The sequence below is a fragment of the Stenotrophomonas sp. genome, from assembly GCF_032099025.1.
Lineage (GTDB): Bacteria > Pseudomonadota > Gammaproteobacteria > Xanthomonadales > Xanthomonadaceae > Stenotrophomonas.
The window spans coordinates 79,003-95,418 of sequence record NZ_DAMCID010000008.1 but is presented as its reverse complement, the minus strand read 5'-3'; the positions used below and the strand labels follow the sequence as shown (position 1 = coordinate 95,418).

The window sequence follows — 16,416 nt, the reverse complement described above, 5'->3', positions numbered from 1 at the left end:
AAGGGCCGGCCATGGCCGACGCTGCCTTTATGCCCCATCCGCGCGCGCGCCGGAACCATACACAGGTTTGCCCTGCCGCCTCAGCGCGCGCCCACGCCCACCCCAAGCAGCTCCGCGTGGCGCACCAGGTCGGCCAGCGAGCGCACCCCCATCTTGCGCATCACGTTGCCACGGTGGATCTTCACCGTGATCTCGCTCAGGTTCAGCTCGCCGGCTACCTGTTTGTTCATCAGGCCGGCCACCACGTGCGCCATCACCTCGCGCTCGCGCGGGGTCAGCGTGGCATAGCGTGCGTCCAGGCCATCGCGTGCGGCCAGGGTGTGGCGGCGCTGGGTATCGCGTTTGATCGCTACGCTGACCGCGTCCAGCATGTCCTGGTCGCGGAACGGCTTGGCCAGGAAGTCCACCGCGCCGGCCTTCATCGCCCGCACCGACATCGGGATGTCGCCGTGGCCGGTCATGAACACGATGGGCAGGTGGATGCCCTGTGCGGCCAGCTGGCCCTGCAGGTCCAGCCCGCTGATGCCCGGCAGCCGGACGTCCAGCACGATGCAGCCGGGAACGTCCGGCAGCTGCGCCTGCAGCAGTTCAGCCGGCGAAGCGAGCACGCGCGTCTGCAGGCCGATGGACCGCAGCAGGCTGTCCAGCGCGTCGCGCACGGCGCTGTCGTCGTCGACGACCACCACCAGCGGCGGGGCGGGCGCGGGTGTGCCGCGCGGCGGTTGCGGTGGACTCATGACAACAGCTCTCCTGCGTGGGAAGTGCCCAGCACCAGCCGGAACGTAGCGCCACGGCCCGGCGCGCTATGCACGGTGAGGTGGCCGCCGTGAGCTTCCGCCGTGGACCGGCAGATCGCAAGGCCCATGCCCATGCCCTGCGCCTTGGTGGTGAAAAACGGCTGGAACAGCGTGTCCAGGTGCGCCTCGTCGATGCCGGGCCCGGTGTCGGTGACGCTGATTGCCACCTGCCCCGCCGCGTCCGGCTGTGCATCGACCAGCAGGTGGCGCCCGCCGGCCTGCCCGGCCATGGCCTGGCTGGCGTTGATCAACAGGTTCACCAGCACCTGCTGCAGCTGCACCGCATCGCCCAGCACCGGCGGAAGATCGGCCGCCACGGCCACGCGCAGCACCACGGCCTCGCGGCTGAGCTCGTGCTGCACCAGCCGCACCGATTCTTCAATGAGCGTGCCCACCGCCAGCGCTTCGCGCGGCGTGCTGCGCTTGGCCAGGAACGAGCGCACCCGTTTGACGATCTCGCTGGCCCGGCGCGCCTCGGCCACCGTGCGTGCGATCGCCGCGCCTACTTCTGGCAGGTCCGGAATGTCGCGGTGCAGCCAGCGCAGGCCCGCCTCACCATTGGTGACCACCGCCATCAGCGGCTGGTTGACCTCGTGTGCGAGCGATGCCGTCAGCTCGCCCAGCGTGGCCACGCGTGCGGCATGCGCGAGTTCGGCCTGTGCGCGCAGCGCGGCGTCCTGGGCCTGGCGGCGCTCGCTGTTGTCGACGATGAACACCAGCACGCAGGCATCGTCGTCGTCCGCGCTGGGGAAGGTGATCGCAAACAACACCGGTACGCTGCGACCATCGGCCGCCACGACCTCCGTTTCGCCTTCATGGAAGGCATCACCGGCCACGAACGCCGCCAACGCCGCCGCGAAGCTGGGGTCCTGCCGGTCCAGCACGTCGTCCAGCGAGGCGATGTCGCGATGCTGCCCGTCGCGCCCCTGCACCATCGACACGAAGGCTGGATTCACATCAGCGATGCGGGTCAGCTGCCGCGCCTGCACGATGAACTCGGGATGGTCGGCAAGATGCGCCTGCAGTGCCTGCGGATCGGCAATGCCCAGCCGGTCCAGCAGCACGCGCAGCGCGCTCCAGTCTTCCTGCACCACGCCGATCCGGCTGGCATCGAACATGCGCCGGTAACGGCGTTCACTGCGCACCAGGGCCGCGTAGGTCGCGGTGCGCTCGGTCACGTCGGTATGCGTCTCCAGCACCCCGACCGCGCGCCCCTGCGCATCGCGCTGGATCACCCAGCGGCTGTCCAGCACCCGCCAATCACCATCGCGGGTACGCTGCTCCAGCGTGCCTTCCCAGGTGCCCTGCGCCAGCAGCGCCGCTTCCACCGACTCCCGTGCCTGCGGATAGCGCGTGGCCAGCAACGTGTCGGCGACACAGCCCACCGCTTCGGCGGCGGACCAGCCATACACCTGAGCGGCAGTGCGATTCCAGAACGTGATCACGCCAGTACGGTCGCGCACGAAGATCATGTCGTGCGACAGGTCCAGCAGCGTGGCCTGCGCACGCAGGCGTTGCATTGCATGCTGGTGCTGCAGGGCCAGCACCGCCGTGATGCCGATGGCGGCCAGGCTGACCAGCGCGCGGAAGGTCTGCGAACCCACGTGGTTCAGCCCGTGCGAATCCACGTACGCCGCCAGGGTGAGCACGATCCCGGCCAGCGCGGTCACGATGATGTCCGCGCGGCGACCGGTGCGCGCCACCAGCAGCACGGCCACCACGTACAGCACCGCCACCGCACCTTCGAGCGTGGTGAGCACATCGACCAGGAAAACGCCCAGCGTGAGCAGGCCGGCCGCGCACCGGTACAGCGTGCGGCGGCGGTGCGGGGGCACACCAGCGGGACGTTCGCGTTCGGAGGGGGCGGTGGTCACGGTCTGGCGTCCTGGCATCGCGCGGCTCCCGGCAGTGGGGTGACGCCAGTATCCCCCGCCTCCGGGGCCGGCTGATCCCTCCAAAGAGGGATGCGCGGGCAGGCGCGCGGCCGGACCCTCAAACCAAGGTATGAGACGGAGAAACGATGGCGCAATGTTCGCCGCCGCCGTCCCTGCCTAGTCTGGATCCGTCGGCCCCACCGCACTGTCCGCGGCGCCCGGCCCACCCCTCACCTGATGCCGGAGACCTGCCATGAACGAGCTTTCGACCCCGTCCCGCCGCGCCGCCCCGCTGCACACCCCGTCCGATCTCGGCCTGCAGGCCGGCAAGGACATCGCCGGTGCGTTGACCGTGCTGCTGGCCGATGTGTTCGCGCTGTACCTGAAGACCAAGAACTTCCACTGGCACCTGTCCGGGCCACACTTCCGCGACTACCACCTGATGCTGGATGAGCAGGGCGACCAGATCTTCGCCATCACCGACGCCATCGCCGAACGCGCGCGCAAGGTGGGCGGCAACACGCTGCGCTCGGTCGGGCAGATCCACCGCACCCAGCGTCTGCTCGACAACGACGCGGACTACGTCACCCCGGAAGACATGCTCGCCGAGCTGGCCGACGACAACCGCCGCCTGGTCCGGTTCCTTCGCGCCACCCACGCCGTGTGCACCACCCACAACGACGTGGCCACCACCAGCCTGATCGAGAACTGGATCGACGAGGCCGAGCGCCGCAGCTGGTTCCTGTTCGAAAGCACCCGCAGCACCCGCTGATCCACGCGCTGTCCTTCCTGTTCCAGGAGTCCGCCATGTCCACGTCCACCCGCACCACGGTACCGATCGGCACGCCTGCCCCGGCCTTCCAGCTGCCTGCCACGCCCGACCAGCGTGTCAGCCTGGAGGAGCTGCGCGGCCAGCCGGTGATCCTGGCGTTCTATCCCGCCGACTGGAGCCCGGTCTGCGGCGACCAGCTGGCGCTGTACAACCAGCTGCTGCCCGAGTTCCACCGCAACGGCGCGCAGCTGATCGGCATCTCGGTGGATGGCGTGTGGTGCCATGCCGCCTTCGCCGAGCAGCGCCACCTGCACTTTCCGCTGCTGGCCGATTTCGAGCCCAAGGGCGAGGTGGCACGGCGCTACGGCGTTTACCGCGAGCAGGACGGCGTGTGCGAGCGCGCGCTGTTCGTGATCGACGCCGACGGCATCGTGCGCTGGAGCTATGTCTCCCCCCTGGGCATCAACCCCGGCGCCGACGGCATCCTCGACGCGCTGGCGCAGCTCTCCCCCACCCCGCCTGTCCCCACCGCTGGAGCAACGTCATGAAAGGTCTGCTGATTCCCGTCGACGCACAGGACCATATCCAGGGTCCGGACAGCGCCGCCATCACTCTGGTCGAGTACGGCGACTACCAGTGCCCCTACTGCGGCGAGGCCTATCCTGTGCTCAAGGCGGTGCAGCAGGCCATGGGCGAGCGGATGCGCTTCGTGTTCCGCAACTTCCCCATTTCCGAGATCCACCCCCACGCGCTGCCAGCCGCACGGTTCGCCGAGGCCGCCGCCGAAGCCGGGCTGTTCTGGGAAGCGCATGACCTGCTCTACCAGCGCCAGAACGCCCTGGGCACGGCCAACCTGGAGGACTACGCCCGCCAGCTGGGCGTGGACCCCGCGCTGGTGCAGGCCGCCGCCAACGGCGCGTTCGACGCACGCATCGAACGCGACTTCATGGGCGGGGTACGCAGCGGCGTCAACGGCACCCCGTGTCTGTTCATCAACGGCGTGCGCTACGACGGCGCCCGCGATGTGGACAGCCTGGTCGATGCACTGAGCGACCTGGCCTGACCCGTTCCGCCGGCGCGCCGGGGTCTCCCTCCCCACCCCGGGCGCGCCGGCACCTGCCAAGGACACTGCCATGCCCGTTTCCCGTCACGTCCGCTCCCTGTGGTCGGCTGCCACCGTCCATGACGATGCCCTGGGCAGCATCCGCCGCCTGACCGCCGACGAATTCCCGTTGCTGGAGCGCCTGTCGATCAAACGCATGCTGCTCGCCGCGGGCAGCATCCGCGAGCCCCACTGGCATGCCAACGCCAACGAACTGGGCTACGTGCTGGGCGGTACGGTATTGATCACCATCGTGGACAACGCCGACGCGGTCAGCTGCATCCGCGTGGCCGCAGGCGAGATGTTCCACATCGGCAGTGGTGCACTGCATGCCATCGAGAACGTCGGCGATGACACGGCCGAGCTTGTCATCGTCTTCAGCCATGAACGCCCGCAGGACTTCTCGCTGCATGCGGCCTTTGGCGCCATGTCCAATGCGGTGCTGGGCAACACCTACGACCTGGCGGCCGGCGAATTCGCAGCGTTGCGTCGTGACACCACATCACCCTACCTGGTGCGGCGGCAGGGCCCGGCGATGGTGCCCGCCGATGCCGACCGCACCGACCCACACCGTTTCGCCATCGAAGCGCAATCGCCGCCGGTGGATTTCGCCTACGGGCAGGCACGCGTGTCGCGCACCCAGTTCTGGCCCGCGCTGCGCAACCTGTCCATGTACTCGCTGCGCATCGCCGACGACGGCATGCGCGAGCCACACTGGCACCCGGAGACCGCCGAGCTGGGCTATGTGCATCGCGGCCAGGCGCGCATGAGCATCCTCGACCCCGACGGTTCGGTGGACACCTACCTCCTGCAACCGGGCGATGTGTACTTCATCCCGCGCGCGTACCCGCACCAGATCGAGGTGCTGGGCGATGACGTGCATTTCCTGGTGTTCTTCGACCAGCCCACGCCGGGCGACGTGGGCTACCGGCTGGCCGCATCCGCGTTCGCGCCCGGGGTGCTGGCTGCCACGTTCGGCATGGAGGCAGCAGGGCTACCGGCGTTTCCGAAGACCGTGCATGACCCGCTGATCGTGGCGCGGATCAACGCCCTCGATTGAGTCCAAGCACCGCGCAGCCACGCATGGCGTGGCACTACGGCGTGCGTAATCGCCGCCATTGCAACGGGCTCATGCCCATCTCGATGCGGAACATGTAGTTGAACGCCGAGGCGGAGGCATACCCCAGCTCATGTGCGATCACCGTGGGCGAACGCCCCTGCGCCAGCCATTCGATCGCGCGCAGCAGCCGCAACCGCGTGCGCCAGGTGCGCAGGCTCATGCCGGTCTCGCGTTCGAAATGCCGCGCGAGCGTGCGAGGCGAGGCACCCAACACCCGCGCCCATTCGTCCACGCCACGCCCATCCGCAGGCTGGTCGTACAGCGCCTGGCACCAGCGCTGCAGGCGCGCATCCTGCGGCCACGGCAGGTGCCGCACATGCTGGCGCTGGCGGCGCAGCTGCACCATCACCAGCGCGCACAGGTGCGCGTAGTACGCCGTATCGTCTTCCGGCCGAACCTGCCCCAGTTCCACGATCAACTCGCGCAGCAGCGGCGACACATCCAGCACCGCGCAGCGGTCGGGCATGCCCAGCGCCGGGTCATCGGCTACATACAGGTTACGGAAGGCGGCCGCGCTCAATGCGCCGGTGTGGTGCACCATGCGCGTGGGCACCCACAACGCCTGCTGCGGCGTGATCACATGACGCGCGTTGCGCGCAGTCACCTGCAGCACGCCCTCGGTGGCGAACACCACCTGGTTCCAGTCGTGCGCGTGCGGCGGGAAACGCTCGCCGGCCGCCAACTGCTGGCTGCGCGCCATCACCGGCCACGGCAACGCGTGCAGGCTCGGCACCGGCACCTCGCGCCACGGACCCGCCGGCGACGCACTGCGCGATTGGCTGCTGGTCAACATGATGGGTCATTCTATCGAAAGACAGCCGCCCTGCCCGCGACCGACCATGGCCGCACTTTCTACCGGCCCGCCCCATGTCCGCCTCCCCTGCAGCACCCAGCACCCCGGCCCCCTTGAAACCCTGGCAGGTCATCGGCGCCGGCATCTGCGCCCTGGTCCTCACCGTCGGGCTGGCCCGGTTCGCCTACACCCCGCTGCTGCCACTGATGCGCGTGGACGCCGGCTTGAGCGCCGCCCAAGGCGGCTGGCTCGCCACCTTCAACTACCTGGGCTACCTGCTGGGCACGCTGCTGGTGGCGCGGGTGGGCGACATGCGGCAGAAATTCCGCTTTTACCGGGTTGGCCTGCTGTTGGCCGTCGCAGCCACCGCGCTGATGGGCGCCACCACCCAGCCGTGGCTGTGGAGCCTGCTGCGCTTCGTGGCCGGTCTCTCCAGCACCGCCGGGCTGCTCCTTGCCTCCGGACTGGTCCTCAACTGGCTGCTCGCCCACCGGCAGCGCCCGCGCCTGGGCCTGCATTTCGCCGGGCTCGGCCTGGGCATCGCGGTGTCCGGGCTGGCCACGGCCGCCCTGGCCGGGGTCGCCAGTTCCAGCGCGCAATGGGGCTGGCTGGGCCTGCTCGGCGTGCTGTTCCTGGTGCCCGCCTGGTGCTGGATGCCCGCCCCGGCGCCGGCGTCAGCCAACCATGCGATCCAGGCGCCGACGCCGCCCGGCAAACGCTGGCGACGGCTGCTGGTGGCGGCGTACTTCTGCGCCGGCTTCGGCTTCGTGGTCAGCGCCACCTTCATCGTGGCCATCCTGGAGCAGACCGCCGCCTTCCGCGGCCACGGCAGCGCCGTGTGGGTGCTGGTGGGCCTGGCCGCCGTGCCGTCCACCTTTGCCTGGGACCGCATCGCCGCCCGTGTCGGCATCATCCGCGCGCTCATGCTGGCCTTCGCCCTGCAGGCGGCGTCATTCGTACTGCCGCTGCTGGACGACGGCCTTGCTGCAGGGCTGGGCAGCGCGGTGCTGTTCGGCCTGACCTTCGCCGGCATCGTCAGCCTCACCCTCACCGTGGTCGGCCGCCACTACCCGCAGAACCCAGCCAAGGCGATGGCCACCCTCACCCTCAGCTATGGCGTGGCGCAGATCATCGCCCCTGCACTGGCCGGCACTCTCGCCCGCGACAGCGGTTCCTACCAGGCGTCGCTGCTGCTGGCGGCGATCATCATGGCAATGGGCATCGTGCTGCTGGCGTTGATGCCGGAGGAGCGCAGCGATCACGCACGCCACTGACGTTGCGCGCGGCCTGCAGGGATGAACAAAAATTCATCAGCGGCGCGCTCGTGCGATCAAGCACTTAAGCCGCCGCAGCAGGCCCGCAGCAACGAATGTGAAATTTTTTGGTCGAAAGGCTTGCCGAACCCTGCAGACCTCCGTATTATTCGCGTCCTCGCCAGCGGCAACGCAGCGATGAAGTGGCCGAGTAGCTCAGTTGGTAGAGCAGGGGATTGAAAATCCCCGTGTCGGCGGTTCGATTCCGTCCTCGGCCACCATGATTTCAAAAAGACCTGCAGAAATGCGGGTCTTTTTTTTGGTTCTTCTCCCATCTGAGGGGAGAAGGCGCACGGCCGACCAGCTAGATTTGTAGTTGTCGAGACAACAAACCGAGGCCGGCCGTGGCCAAGCTGGATTGTATGCCGTTGCTGGGGGTCTGGGCGGGGTATCGCCTGGATGGGTGGCGCCGCGAGGCACGTGGCGCAGCCACGTGGCTGGTGCTTTCGCTGGTGCCCGATTCACGCCGCCGCCGCCGCTGCAGCGGATGCGGCAAGTGGGTCGTGGCCATCCACGACCAGACGCTCCGGCGGGTCCGTGACCTGCCCGTGTTCGATGAGCCGGTCGAGCTGGAAGTCCAGCGACAGCGGCTGGCCTGTCCTCGCTGCGGTCCAAAACTGGAGCATCTGGATTGGTTGGAGCGGCATGCCCGGGTAACGCAACGGCTTGCGCAGAGCGTGGCACGCATGTGTGCCACGACCTCGATCCATGCCACCGCAAAGTGGCATGGCTTGAACTGGAAGACGGTCAAGGCGCTTGATTTCAGGCATCTGGTGCAGACGCTGGGGCCGGTGGACCTATCGGACGTAAGCGTGATCGCGATGGACGAGTTTGCGATCCAGAAGGGCCATCGCTACGCCACCGTGGTGGTCGAGCCATCACGCAAGCGCGTGCTTTGGGTCGGTCGAGGACGCAGTCGCGCTGACGTGCGCCCCTTCTTCGAGTTACTCGGAAGGGCCGGCTGCGAACGCATCCAAGCGGTTGCCATGGATATGAATTCGGCATTCGACCTGGAAGTAAAAGCCCAATGCCCCAACGCCGAGGTGGTCTACGACCTGTTCCATGTGGTGGCTAAATACGGGCGGGAGGTCATCGACCGAGTCCGCGTGGATGAAGCCAACAGGCTGCGGCAGGACAAGCCTGCCCGGCGCGTGGTGAAGACCTCGCGCTGGCTCCTGCTGCGTAACCGGCAAAACGTCCCGACTGATCAACGAGTCAAGCTCAGAGAGCTGCTGGCGGCCAACAAAGCATTGTTTACGACCTATCTGCTGAAAGACGAATTGAAGCAGCTATGGCGCTACCGTAGCCAAGCTTGGGCAGAAAAAGCCTGGAAGAGCTGGCGACAGCGCGCATTGCGTAGCCGCCTAGAGCCCCTGCGAACGTTTGTCCGTCGCCTCCAGCCCTATCTGCCAGGCATCCTGGCCCACTGCCGATGGCCCCTCGGAACGAATCTGGTCGAGGGGATCAACAACAAGATCAAGGTCATCAAGCGCGTCGCCTATGGATACCGCGACGACGCGTACTTCTTCCTGAAGATCCGCGCAGCCTTCCCCGGAGTTGGGTGAAGAACCTTTTTTTTTGCGTCGCCGCCAGGACGCCGACCAGCACACCCGGAAGCAAACCGCTGCTGCCATTGGTCACACCTCCCTACCCCATTCACACTTGATATAGTCCGGGCAACCAACCGGGGTAGCGGTGCGCAATGCATCGTTGGTGGGGAGGCCAGACGATGCGAGTGACTCGCCATCTGCACTGGTCGGCAACAACGCAACGCGCTGCATGGGAAAAGTGGGGCTGATCGGTCGATGCATTCGTGCCACGGCGACGCCGTGGATGACGCATTGCCGCAGCCATGAGGAAGCTCACGTCTGCATCGATGGAACGTCAAATGCTTGGATCACTCGGGAAGCGCTGGCATCACAGGGAACTGGCGAATCATTTGGGCCTCACAGCTGCGCTGCTTGCAAGCGCGATGTGCCTGACGGAATCGGCAGCTGCACAGACGAGCGTGTCAAATTTTGTCTGGGAGGAGTTCCCTGACCGGATCAGCAAGACCGAGAAGATCACTCCTCTAGGCCCCGACCTGTTCGGCGACAACGTCCGGCTGGCTAACGGCGAGTTGGGATTTGAGATCACGGACGTCACGCTTCCCGGCAACAACGCGCTCGAAGTGAAGCTGACCCGTACTTACGAGGTCGTCAGTCGCAAGACCTACACCCCAGACGCCATGCTTGCGGACTGGCAGATCAGCGTCCCCAACATAAGCGGCAGCTACGCGGCCGACTGGGGAACTGGCGCTGGCGCAAGCGCACCCGGCCGCTGCACGACTAGCTGGCTACCCGCGGATCCATTGCATTTCGACACACGGGAGTTCTGGAACGGGTTGTCCGTGAGCATCCCTAACGGCGGCGGGGAAATGCTCCGGACTGCTCCAGGCGTTACGCAGCCCCAAGACGGCGCGACCTACCCGTGGACGACGTCCAACCAGATCTTCTTTGCCTGCCTTCCCTCCATCAAGAATGCAGGGGGCGAAGGATTCATGGCGATCACGCCGGACGGGACACGCTACTGGTTCGATTGGCTGGCACAGACCGTCGAGCCGACGCTGAAGAAGTACGAGTACTTCTATGACGACGGGTCAGAACCACAGCCGCAGCCTTGGCGCTTTCTGCAGCGCCGAAAGAATCTGCTGCTTGCCACCAAGGTCCAGGACCGATTTGGCAACACGGTGCAGTACACCTATACCAACGCGTGGAACGCCGCCCCCAGGTTGACGTCCATCACAGCAAGCGACGGAAGGCAGCTCACGCTCACTTATAACGGCGAAAACGTCAGCAGCGTCAGCGACGGCACCCGCCAATGGCAGTATGTGTACAACAACAGCACTGCCCGGCGCAGCCTCTCCTCCGTTGCGCTTCCGGATGGAAGCCAATGGTCCATCAACTTCACTGACTTCACTCGCGCAGTACTGAAATACGCCGAAGTAATGTCGCCGGAACCCGGCGAGATGTTCCGCAATTGCATCGAAAATGAGATTCCGACGCCCTATCCGTCAGAATTCATCACGGGAACCATGGTGCACCCTTCCGGTGCAACCGGTCGATTCACGGTCACTTCGCTTGAACACGGCCGCAGCCATGTTCCCCTCAACTGCCGGGGCATCGACTACTTTCCCGGGTTCGGGAACAATCCGAATGATGACGTGAACACGTACACGATCTCTGGCTACAGTCTGACGCTGACAGAGAAAGCCATCAGCGGCCCCGGGCTGCCTACATTGCGCTGGCAGTACGCGTACACCCCAAACATCAGTTTCGATCGCTATCCTGGCCAGACTGACGCCGATCAGGTGTGCCCATATGGAAACGCAGCCGCGTGCGCAGCGCCCCCCTGCACCAGCGAGAGCTGCGCGCAATCAAGTATCACCACCGTCACCGGACCGGGCGGGGAATGGATCCGCTACAGCCACGGCAATACCTATCGGTACAACGAAGGCAAGCTTCTCAAGGTTGAAGTTGGCACGGGTGCAGGCGACATCCAGCGCACCACTTCCTACCGGTACGATCTGCTCTCTTCTGGCCAAAACTACCCGGCCCGATATGGCACGAGCGTGCGGTTCTCCGGGGAGGGCTGGGGAAGCGAGTATCACCGCCCGCAACTGGAAACCAACATCACCCAGCAGGGCACGGTCTTCTCATCGGTATCGAGCGAACTGGACTACTTTGCGCGCCCGCATCGCGTGGCGAAGTACAGCACGTTGGGCTTCGCACGCACCGAGGGCTACACCTATTTCGATGACGCAACCCGCTGGGTCATAGGCCAGCGTCAAAGCACCACCTGCCTCGTGCCCGCAAGCTGCGCGGGGCAAGTGATGTCCAACGTGGTCTTTGACCCCGCCACGGCGCTACCGATCCAGTTCCACGCATTCGGGGCGCTCCAACAGGCGCTGACGTATCACCCCAACGGCAACATCGCCACGGCGTCGGATGCCCGTGATGGCGCGGGTATGGACACCACCATGACCCTGTTGGACTGGAAGCGCGGCGTTCCTCAATCCGTCCATTACGGTGACGGCAACATGGAACTGGCTACCGTGAACGATCAGGGTTGGATCGTGCAGTACGCCGACCCAAATGGCTACACGCGCAACTACGCCTACGACACCATGGGCCGATTGCAGCGGACGGACTTCCCGCAAGGCGACACGGTGGCATGGAACCCGACATTGTCGAGCTTCCAGCCGATACCCAACGCAGAGTACGGCCTACCCGCAGGGCATTGGCGCGCCACCATCCAGACCGGAAACCAGCGCCGGCAGGTGCTCTACGACGCGCTGTGGCGCCCCGTGGTGACCATCGAGGAAGACGTGGCCAACCCCCAGGCGACGCAGCGCTGGACAGCGACCCGCTATGACGAAATGGGGCGGGTGTCGTTCACCTCCTACCCGCGAAATCTCTACCAGGAAGGCAATGCGAACTATACCGATCCCGGCCTGCAGGGCACCTACACCGTGTCCGATCTGCTGGGACGCCCGCTGAACATCATGCAGGACTCGGAACTGGGGCTGTTGACCACCACCAACGAGTACTTGACTGGGTTCCAGACCCGCACAACGTCGCCCAAGGGGCAAAAGACCACGACCCAGTACATGGCACTGGATCAGCCCGATACGAGCCTGCCCGTCTACATCAACGAGCCCGGCGGCGTCATCACCACCATCGAGCGGGATGCCCATGGTAAGCCGCTCGATATTTCGCGCAGCGGAGGCGCCCAATGAAGTACCTGCACATCCTTCAGCAACGTCGCGCGGCAACGTGGATGGCTGGCTTCATCGCGCTTGTCCTGATGCTCCTCGTTACCGTCGACGCGTCCGCACAGGCGTCACTGCGGCTGACAGCTCCTGGCGGCACAACCTTTACTGCGCCCTCCGGCTTTGATCTCAAGATCGAAGCCAAGGACGGCTATACCGGCAACAACTATGAACAGGTGGATGTCTATTGGCTTAAGCGCAATGGCGTGCGCATCGACTTCGACGAACCGCTGCCCACCGTAATCCACCATGAGGCAGAGCTTCCCGCCGGCGCGTACCAGTACACGCTGGAAGGCCGGGCCCTTTACTACGACCCACTCAACGGCAATGAGCGCTATAGAACCATCCTTCCGATTCCGACGTTGACCATCACCGTCCAGGTTGGTACTGGCGGGATTACAGCGTCATCCTCCACCTGCACGATGCCCTGGGGCCAGTCCACCTGCCCGGTTACGATCAACTGGTCATCAAATGCGCCCGCGGCGCAGGTGCTGATGTCGGGCTTGGACAACAGCGGCATGCAGCTTGTCGGGCAAGGGCAGTCCGGTTCGATTACCGCCGGGGTGAGCCAGAACGGCGCCCGCTTCCACCTCCGCAATGGCTCGGCCACCTTTGCCACGACAGAGGCCAGAGGGATTCCCACGGTCAACTTGGCTCCAACGGTCAGCATTTCGACCCCGGTGCAAGGCGCCCTGTTTGCCGCCGGCGCAAGCGTTCCCATCAGCGCGGCAGCTGGCGATAGCGATGACGGTGTCAGCCGCGTCGAGTTCAGGGTGGACGGCACCACCGTGGCTACGGTGAACTCCCCGCCCTACTCCACCCGGGTAGCCACCCTCAGCCCTGGCGCGCATTCCCTCATCGCCATTGCCACCGACACGCGGGGTGCCAGCACGACCTCGGCGGCCGTGGCGTTCACCGTCTCTTCTATCCCAGGCACGTCGCTTTCGCGCAAGTACGTGTACGACGCTCAGCAGCGTCTCTGCAAGACGATCGAGCCGGAGACAGGCTCGACCGTGATGGCCTATGACGCGGCTGGCAACCTGATCTGGTCAGCCGCAGGTCTGGACCTGCCAAGCACCACAAGTTGCGATCTGGCAGCCGCCGAAGCGAGTGGCCGAGTCGTCCGCCGAACGTACGACGCTCGCAGCCGTATCGCGACCCTGCGCTTCCCGGACCACAACGGCGACGTCAACTACAGCTACACGCCTGATGGGCTGGTACAGCAGACCACCGCTTACAACGACGGCGGCACCACGACCGCGACGACTACCTACCAGTACAACAAAAGGCGCCTGCTCACGGGCGAAGCCCTTGCCCAGACAGGTGCAGCAACGCGCAGCATCGGTTACGGGTACAGCCCCAATGGCCACTTGGCGGGGCAGACCTACCCCAGTGGACGCTTCATCGATTACGCCCCAAATGCGATGGGCCAAGCCACCCGCGCGGGCGATTACGCCACGGGCGTGAGCTACTACCCCAATGGTGGGATCAAGCAGTTCACATACGGCAATGGGATCCTGCACACCACGCTCCAGAATGCTCGCAGACTCCCCGCCCGCAGTGTGGACAGCAATATCCTTGCTCTCGAGACAACGTTCGATGCCAATGGCAACGTAACCGCAATTGCAGATCTACAGCTGGGCACGAGCTACAGCCGTCAGATGCAGTACGACGATCGCGACCGACTGATCGCGGCGGGCAGCCAGATGTTTGGTGGCGATGGCTGGCATCGATTCAACTACGACGCGCTGGACAACATGCGTAGTTGGTCGCTCGGGGGAGTGAAGGCCGACCAGTACTGGTATGACGCTCGCAATCGGCTCACCAATATTCGCAATGCGGACGGCGCGACCACGGCTGGGCTTTCCTATGATCCCCAAGGTAATCTTGAGATCAAGAGCGGCCAAGCATTCCGATTCGATTACGGAAATCGACTTAGGGCGGCAACCGGAAAGGCGAACTACCGCTACGACGCGAGAGGTCTGCGCACCATGACCGCAAAGTACTCTGGGGCGTCTGAAGAATCGATGTATAGTGAACAAGGAAAACTCATTTACCAGTTAGACGCTGCGAGCGCCAAGCAAACGGAAACAATCTACTTGGCGGAGAGTTCTATTGCGCAGCTCGAGTCCGTGCAAGGCACCCTCACCACGAGCTTCCTGCATACCGACGCCCTGGGTAGCCCGGTCGCGACATCAAACATTGCCGGACAGATCTTGGATCGGACCCACTTCGAGCCTTACGGGAAAGCAATCAACCGCAACGTTGATGGAGTTGGCTACACTGGCCACAGGATGGATGCAGATACCGACTTAACGTACATGCAGCAGCGATATTACGACCCGCAGATCGGTAGATTCCTGTCGGCGGATTCGGTTACCGCCTACAGCAATCCCGCCGAGGCTTTCAACCGGTACTGGTATGCGAGTAGCAACCCATACCGATTCACCGATCCTGATGGTCGCGAGGTCGACGTAGCTTCAGCGGCAGCAGACAGAGTGTCTGGATGGATTGCGAAAAATTCTGCTGGCAAATTCTCCATTTCGTCTCAAGGAAAGATGGCGCTGGAGCAGCTATCCGGCGGAGAGGGAAAGAGGTCAACCTACTTGCGAGACAGACTGTCACAAGCCATTGACTCACCGTTGACAATGCACATACAGGTATTAGAGGTGTATGTTCACCCTATAACATTTATGCCTATCGATGTCGACGCACAGGCAGGCGGCGGATTGACGGTGACCTATCCAAACGGAGACGTAGATGTGGTTGTTTCCGGAAATCCCAACAATTCGCTTAAGAACGTCTCTGGCGGAAGCTTGGTCGACGGACCAGCTGAGATCTTGGGGCACGAAATTGTTGCGCACGCCGTCCCAATTATTGTCGGCCCCGATACCGGAAATGGAATTAAGAACGAGAACAAATTCAGGAGCGAGGTCCCAGGACTGGACCAAAGGGCCCCCGATCCCGACCATCTTGAGGAATAACTTCCGTGAAAATAAGATCACTGCCAGCCAATTTAACTCTAATGCTCTACCTACTTACTGCGGCAGCTGCCTGCTCCGCGAACGAAGTCGCCACCAAAACCCTGGAAGAGAAGGTTTCCGAATCGGACCTGGTCGTGTCTGGCGTCGTTGGGGAGATTTTGCCCTGTGGAACCATTGATGTTGGAGAGTGCTCAAAGTATTCGGTCACCGCCAAGGTTTTGGTACACGACATACTGAAAGGAACCGCGCCCAAAGAGATTCTTTTTCGATGCAAAGAGTCCATCCCCGAATTCAGCCCCCGCGCATGCAACCCGGGCGTAAAGTATCTGATGTTCTTGCAGCAAGATGGAAAGGGAGTGTTTCACTCGGTCAACGGCCCGCGTGGCATCTACAGCCTGACTGAAGTGAACGAAAAATGAGTACTCATGCGCTTTTGCTGCAAGCGAGACGACCCAACGATGAGGGCGCCTTCGTCGCAAGAGATAGACACCGTGCTATCAATCGGCACGTCAATCAATGACGCCAGAGTACACAACTGGCACCGAGCCGGGAGCAGGCCTTTGACGCGCCGGATGCCTTGCAAGCCATGGGAGTGGAGGTGCTAGCGGACGACGTCTACCTTGCGAGCGGCAGCCAGATGCGTCCAACGCATGACAATTGGTACTACGACGCTGATGGGAGTGAATCGCATGACCAGCGGGTTGCCCACAGCGGCGAGAAGGCCAGAAGTTACATACTCAGGTATTCGGAACACCTGGCCTGTTTCGCACTGATTCCTCATCGAGAGAGTTAGGCTTCGCCGACTTTTTTGCTTCTGCATTAGCGTCGCACGCCGGCACAGGCACAATCCA

12 protein-coding genes and 1 tRNA gene are annotated in these 16,416 nt (G+C 64.2%); 10 read left to right on the top strand and 3 right to left on the bottom strand.

Going from position 1 to position 16,416, the window contains the following annotated elements; genetic code table 11:
• Positions 1-80: 80 nt before the first annotated feature.
• Complete coding sequence (locus RT456_RS07795; protein WP_313344751.1) at positions 81-737, bottom strand: response regulator; 657 nt, start codon at positions 735-737, stop codon at positions 81-83.
• Positions 734-2,671 (bottom strand): ATP-binding protein, encoded by a 1,938-nt coding sequence (locus RT456_RS07790; RefSeq protein WP_313344748.1) that lies wholly within the window; start codon positions 2,669-2,671, stop codon positions 734-736. The genes RT456_RS07795 and RT456_RS07790 overlap by 4 nt, the downstream gene beginning before the upstream one ends.
• A 253-nt stretch (positions 2,672-2,924) precedes the next feature.
• Between RT456_RS07790 and RT456_RS07785 the strand changes: the two genes are divergently transcribed.
• The 4 genes from RT456_RS07785 (at position 2,925) to RT456_RS07770 (ending at position 5,605) form a co-directional block, all read left to right on the top strand.
• Positions 2,925-3,443, top strand: coding sequence for a DNA starvation/stationary phase protection protein (locus tag RT456_RS07785; protein WP_313344746.1), 519 nt, complete (start codon positions 2,925-2,927; stop codon positions 3,441-3,443).
• Positions 3,444-3,478: 35 nt separating this feature from the next.
• On the top strand, positions 3,479-3,991 hold the full coding sequence (locus tag RT456_RS07780) for a peroxiredoxin (protein ID WP_313344743.1): 513 nt from the start codon (positions 3,479-3,481) through the stop codon (positions 3,989-3,991).
• Entirely contained in the window at positions 3,988-4,506 is a 519-nt protein-coding gene (locus RT456_RS07775) for a DsbA family protein (RefSeq protein WP_313344740.1), read from the top strand. Before RT456_RS07780 ends, RT456_RS07775 begins: the two co-directional genes overlap by 4 nt.
• Before the next feature lie 70 nt (positions 4,507-4,576).
• The gene (locus RT456_RS07770) at positions 4,577-5,605 is read left to right on the top strand and encodes a cupin domain-containing protein (RefSeq protein ID WP_313344737.1); all 1,029 of its coding nucleotides are present in this window, start codon (positions 4,577-4,579) and stop codon (positions 5,603-5,605) included.
• Between the two features lie 34 nt (positions 5,606-5,639).
• Here RT456_RS07770 and RT456_RS07765 read toward each other — a convergent pair whose 3' ends face one another.
• Positions 5,640-6,458, bottom strand: a complete 819-nt coding sequence (locus RT456_RS07765) for a helix-turn-helix transcriptional regulator (RefSeq protein ID WP_313344735.1) — start codon at positions 6,456-6,458, stop codon at positions 5,640-5,642.
• A 74-nt stretch (positions 6,459-6,532) separates the two neighbouring features.
• Here RT456_RS07765 and RT456_RS07760 point away from each other — a divergent pair, with 74 nt between their 5' ends.
• From RT456_RS07760 to RT456_RS07735, 6 genes are all read left to right on the top strand, one after another.
• Complete coding sequence (locus RT456_RS07760) at positions 6,533-7,732, top strand: YbfB/YjiJ family MFS transporter (protein WP_313344733.1); 1,200 nt, start codon at positions 6,533-6,535, stop codon at positions 7,730-7,732.
• A gap of 184 nt (positions 7,733-7,916) precedes the next feature.
• Positions 7,917-7,992: transfer RNA gene (locus tag RT456_RS07755), tRNA-Phe, on the top strand.
• A gap of 123 nt (positions 7,993-8,115) precedes the next feature.
• A complete protein-coding gene (locus RT456_RS07750; RefSeq protein ID WP_313344730.1) occupies positions 8,116-9,336 on the top strand; it encodes an ISL3 family transposase in 1,221 nt (406 codons plus the stop codon).
• A gap of 323 nt (positions 9,337-9,659) precedes the next feature.
• Positions 9,660-12,548, top strand: a complete 2,889-nt coding sequence (locus RT456_RS07745) for a wall associated protein (RefSeq protein WP_313344727.1) — start codon at positions 9,660-9,662, stop codon at positions 12,546-12,548.
• Positions 12,545-15,565, top strand: coding sequence for an RHS repeat-associated core domain-containing protein (locus tag RT456_RS07740; RefSeq protein WP_313344723.1), 3,021 nt, complete (start codon positions 12,545-12,547; stop codon positions 15,563-15,565). The genes RT456_RS07745 and RT456_RS07740 overlap by 4 nt, the downstream gene beginning before the upstream one ends.
• Positions 15,566-15,570: 5 nt before the next feature.
• Complete coding sequence (locus tag RT456_RS07735) at positions 15,571-15,984, top strand: hypothetical protein (protein ID WP_313344720.1); 414 nt, start codon at positions 15,571-15,573, stop codon at positions 15,982-15,984.
• Positions 15,985-16,416: the final 432 nt, after the last annotated feature.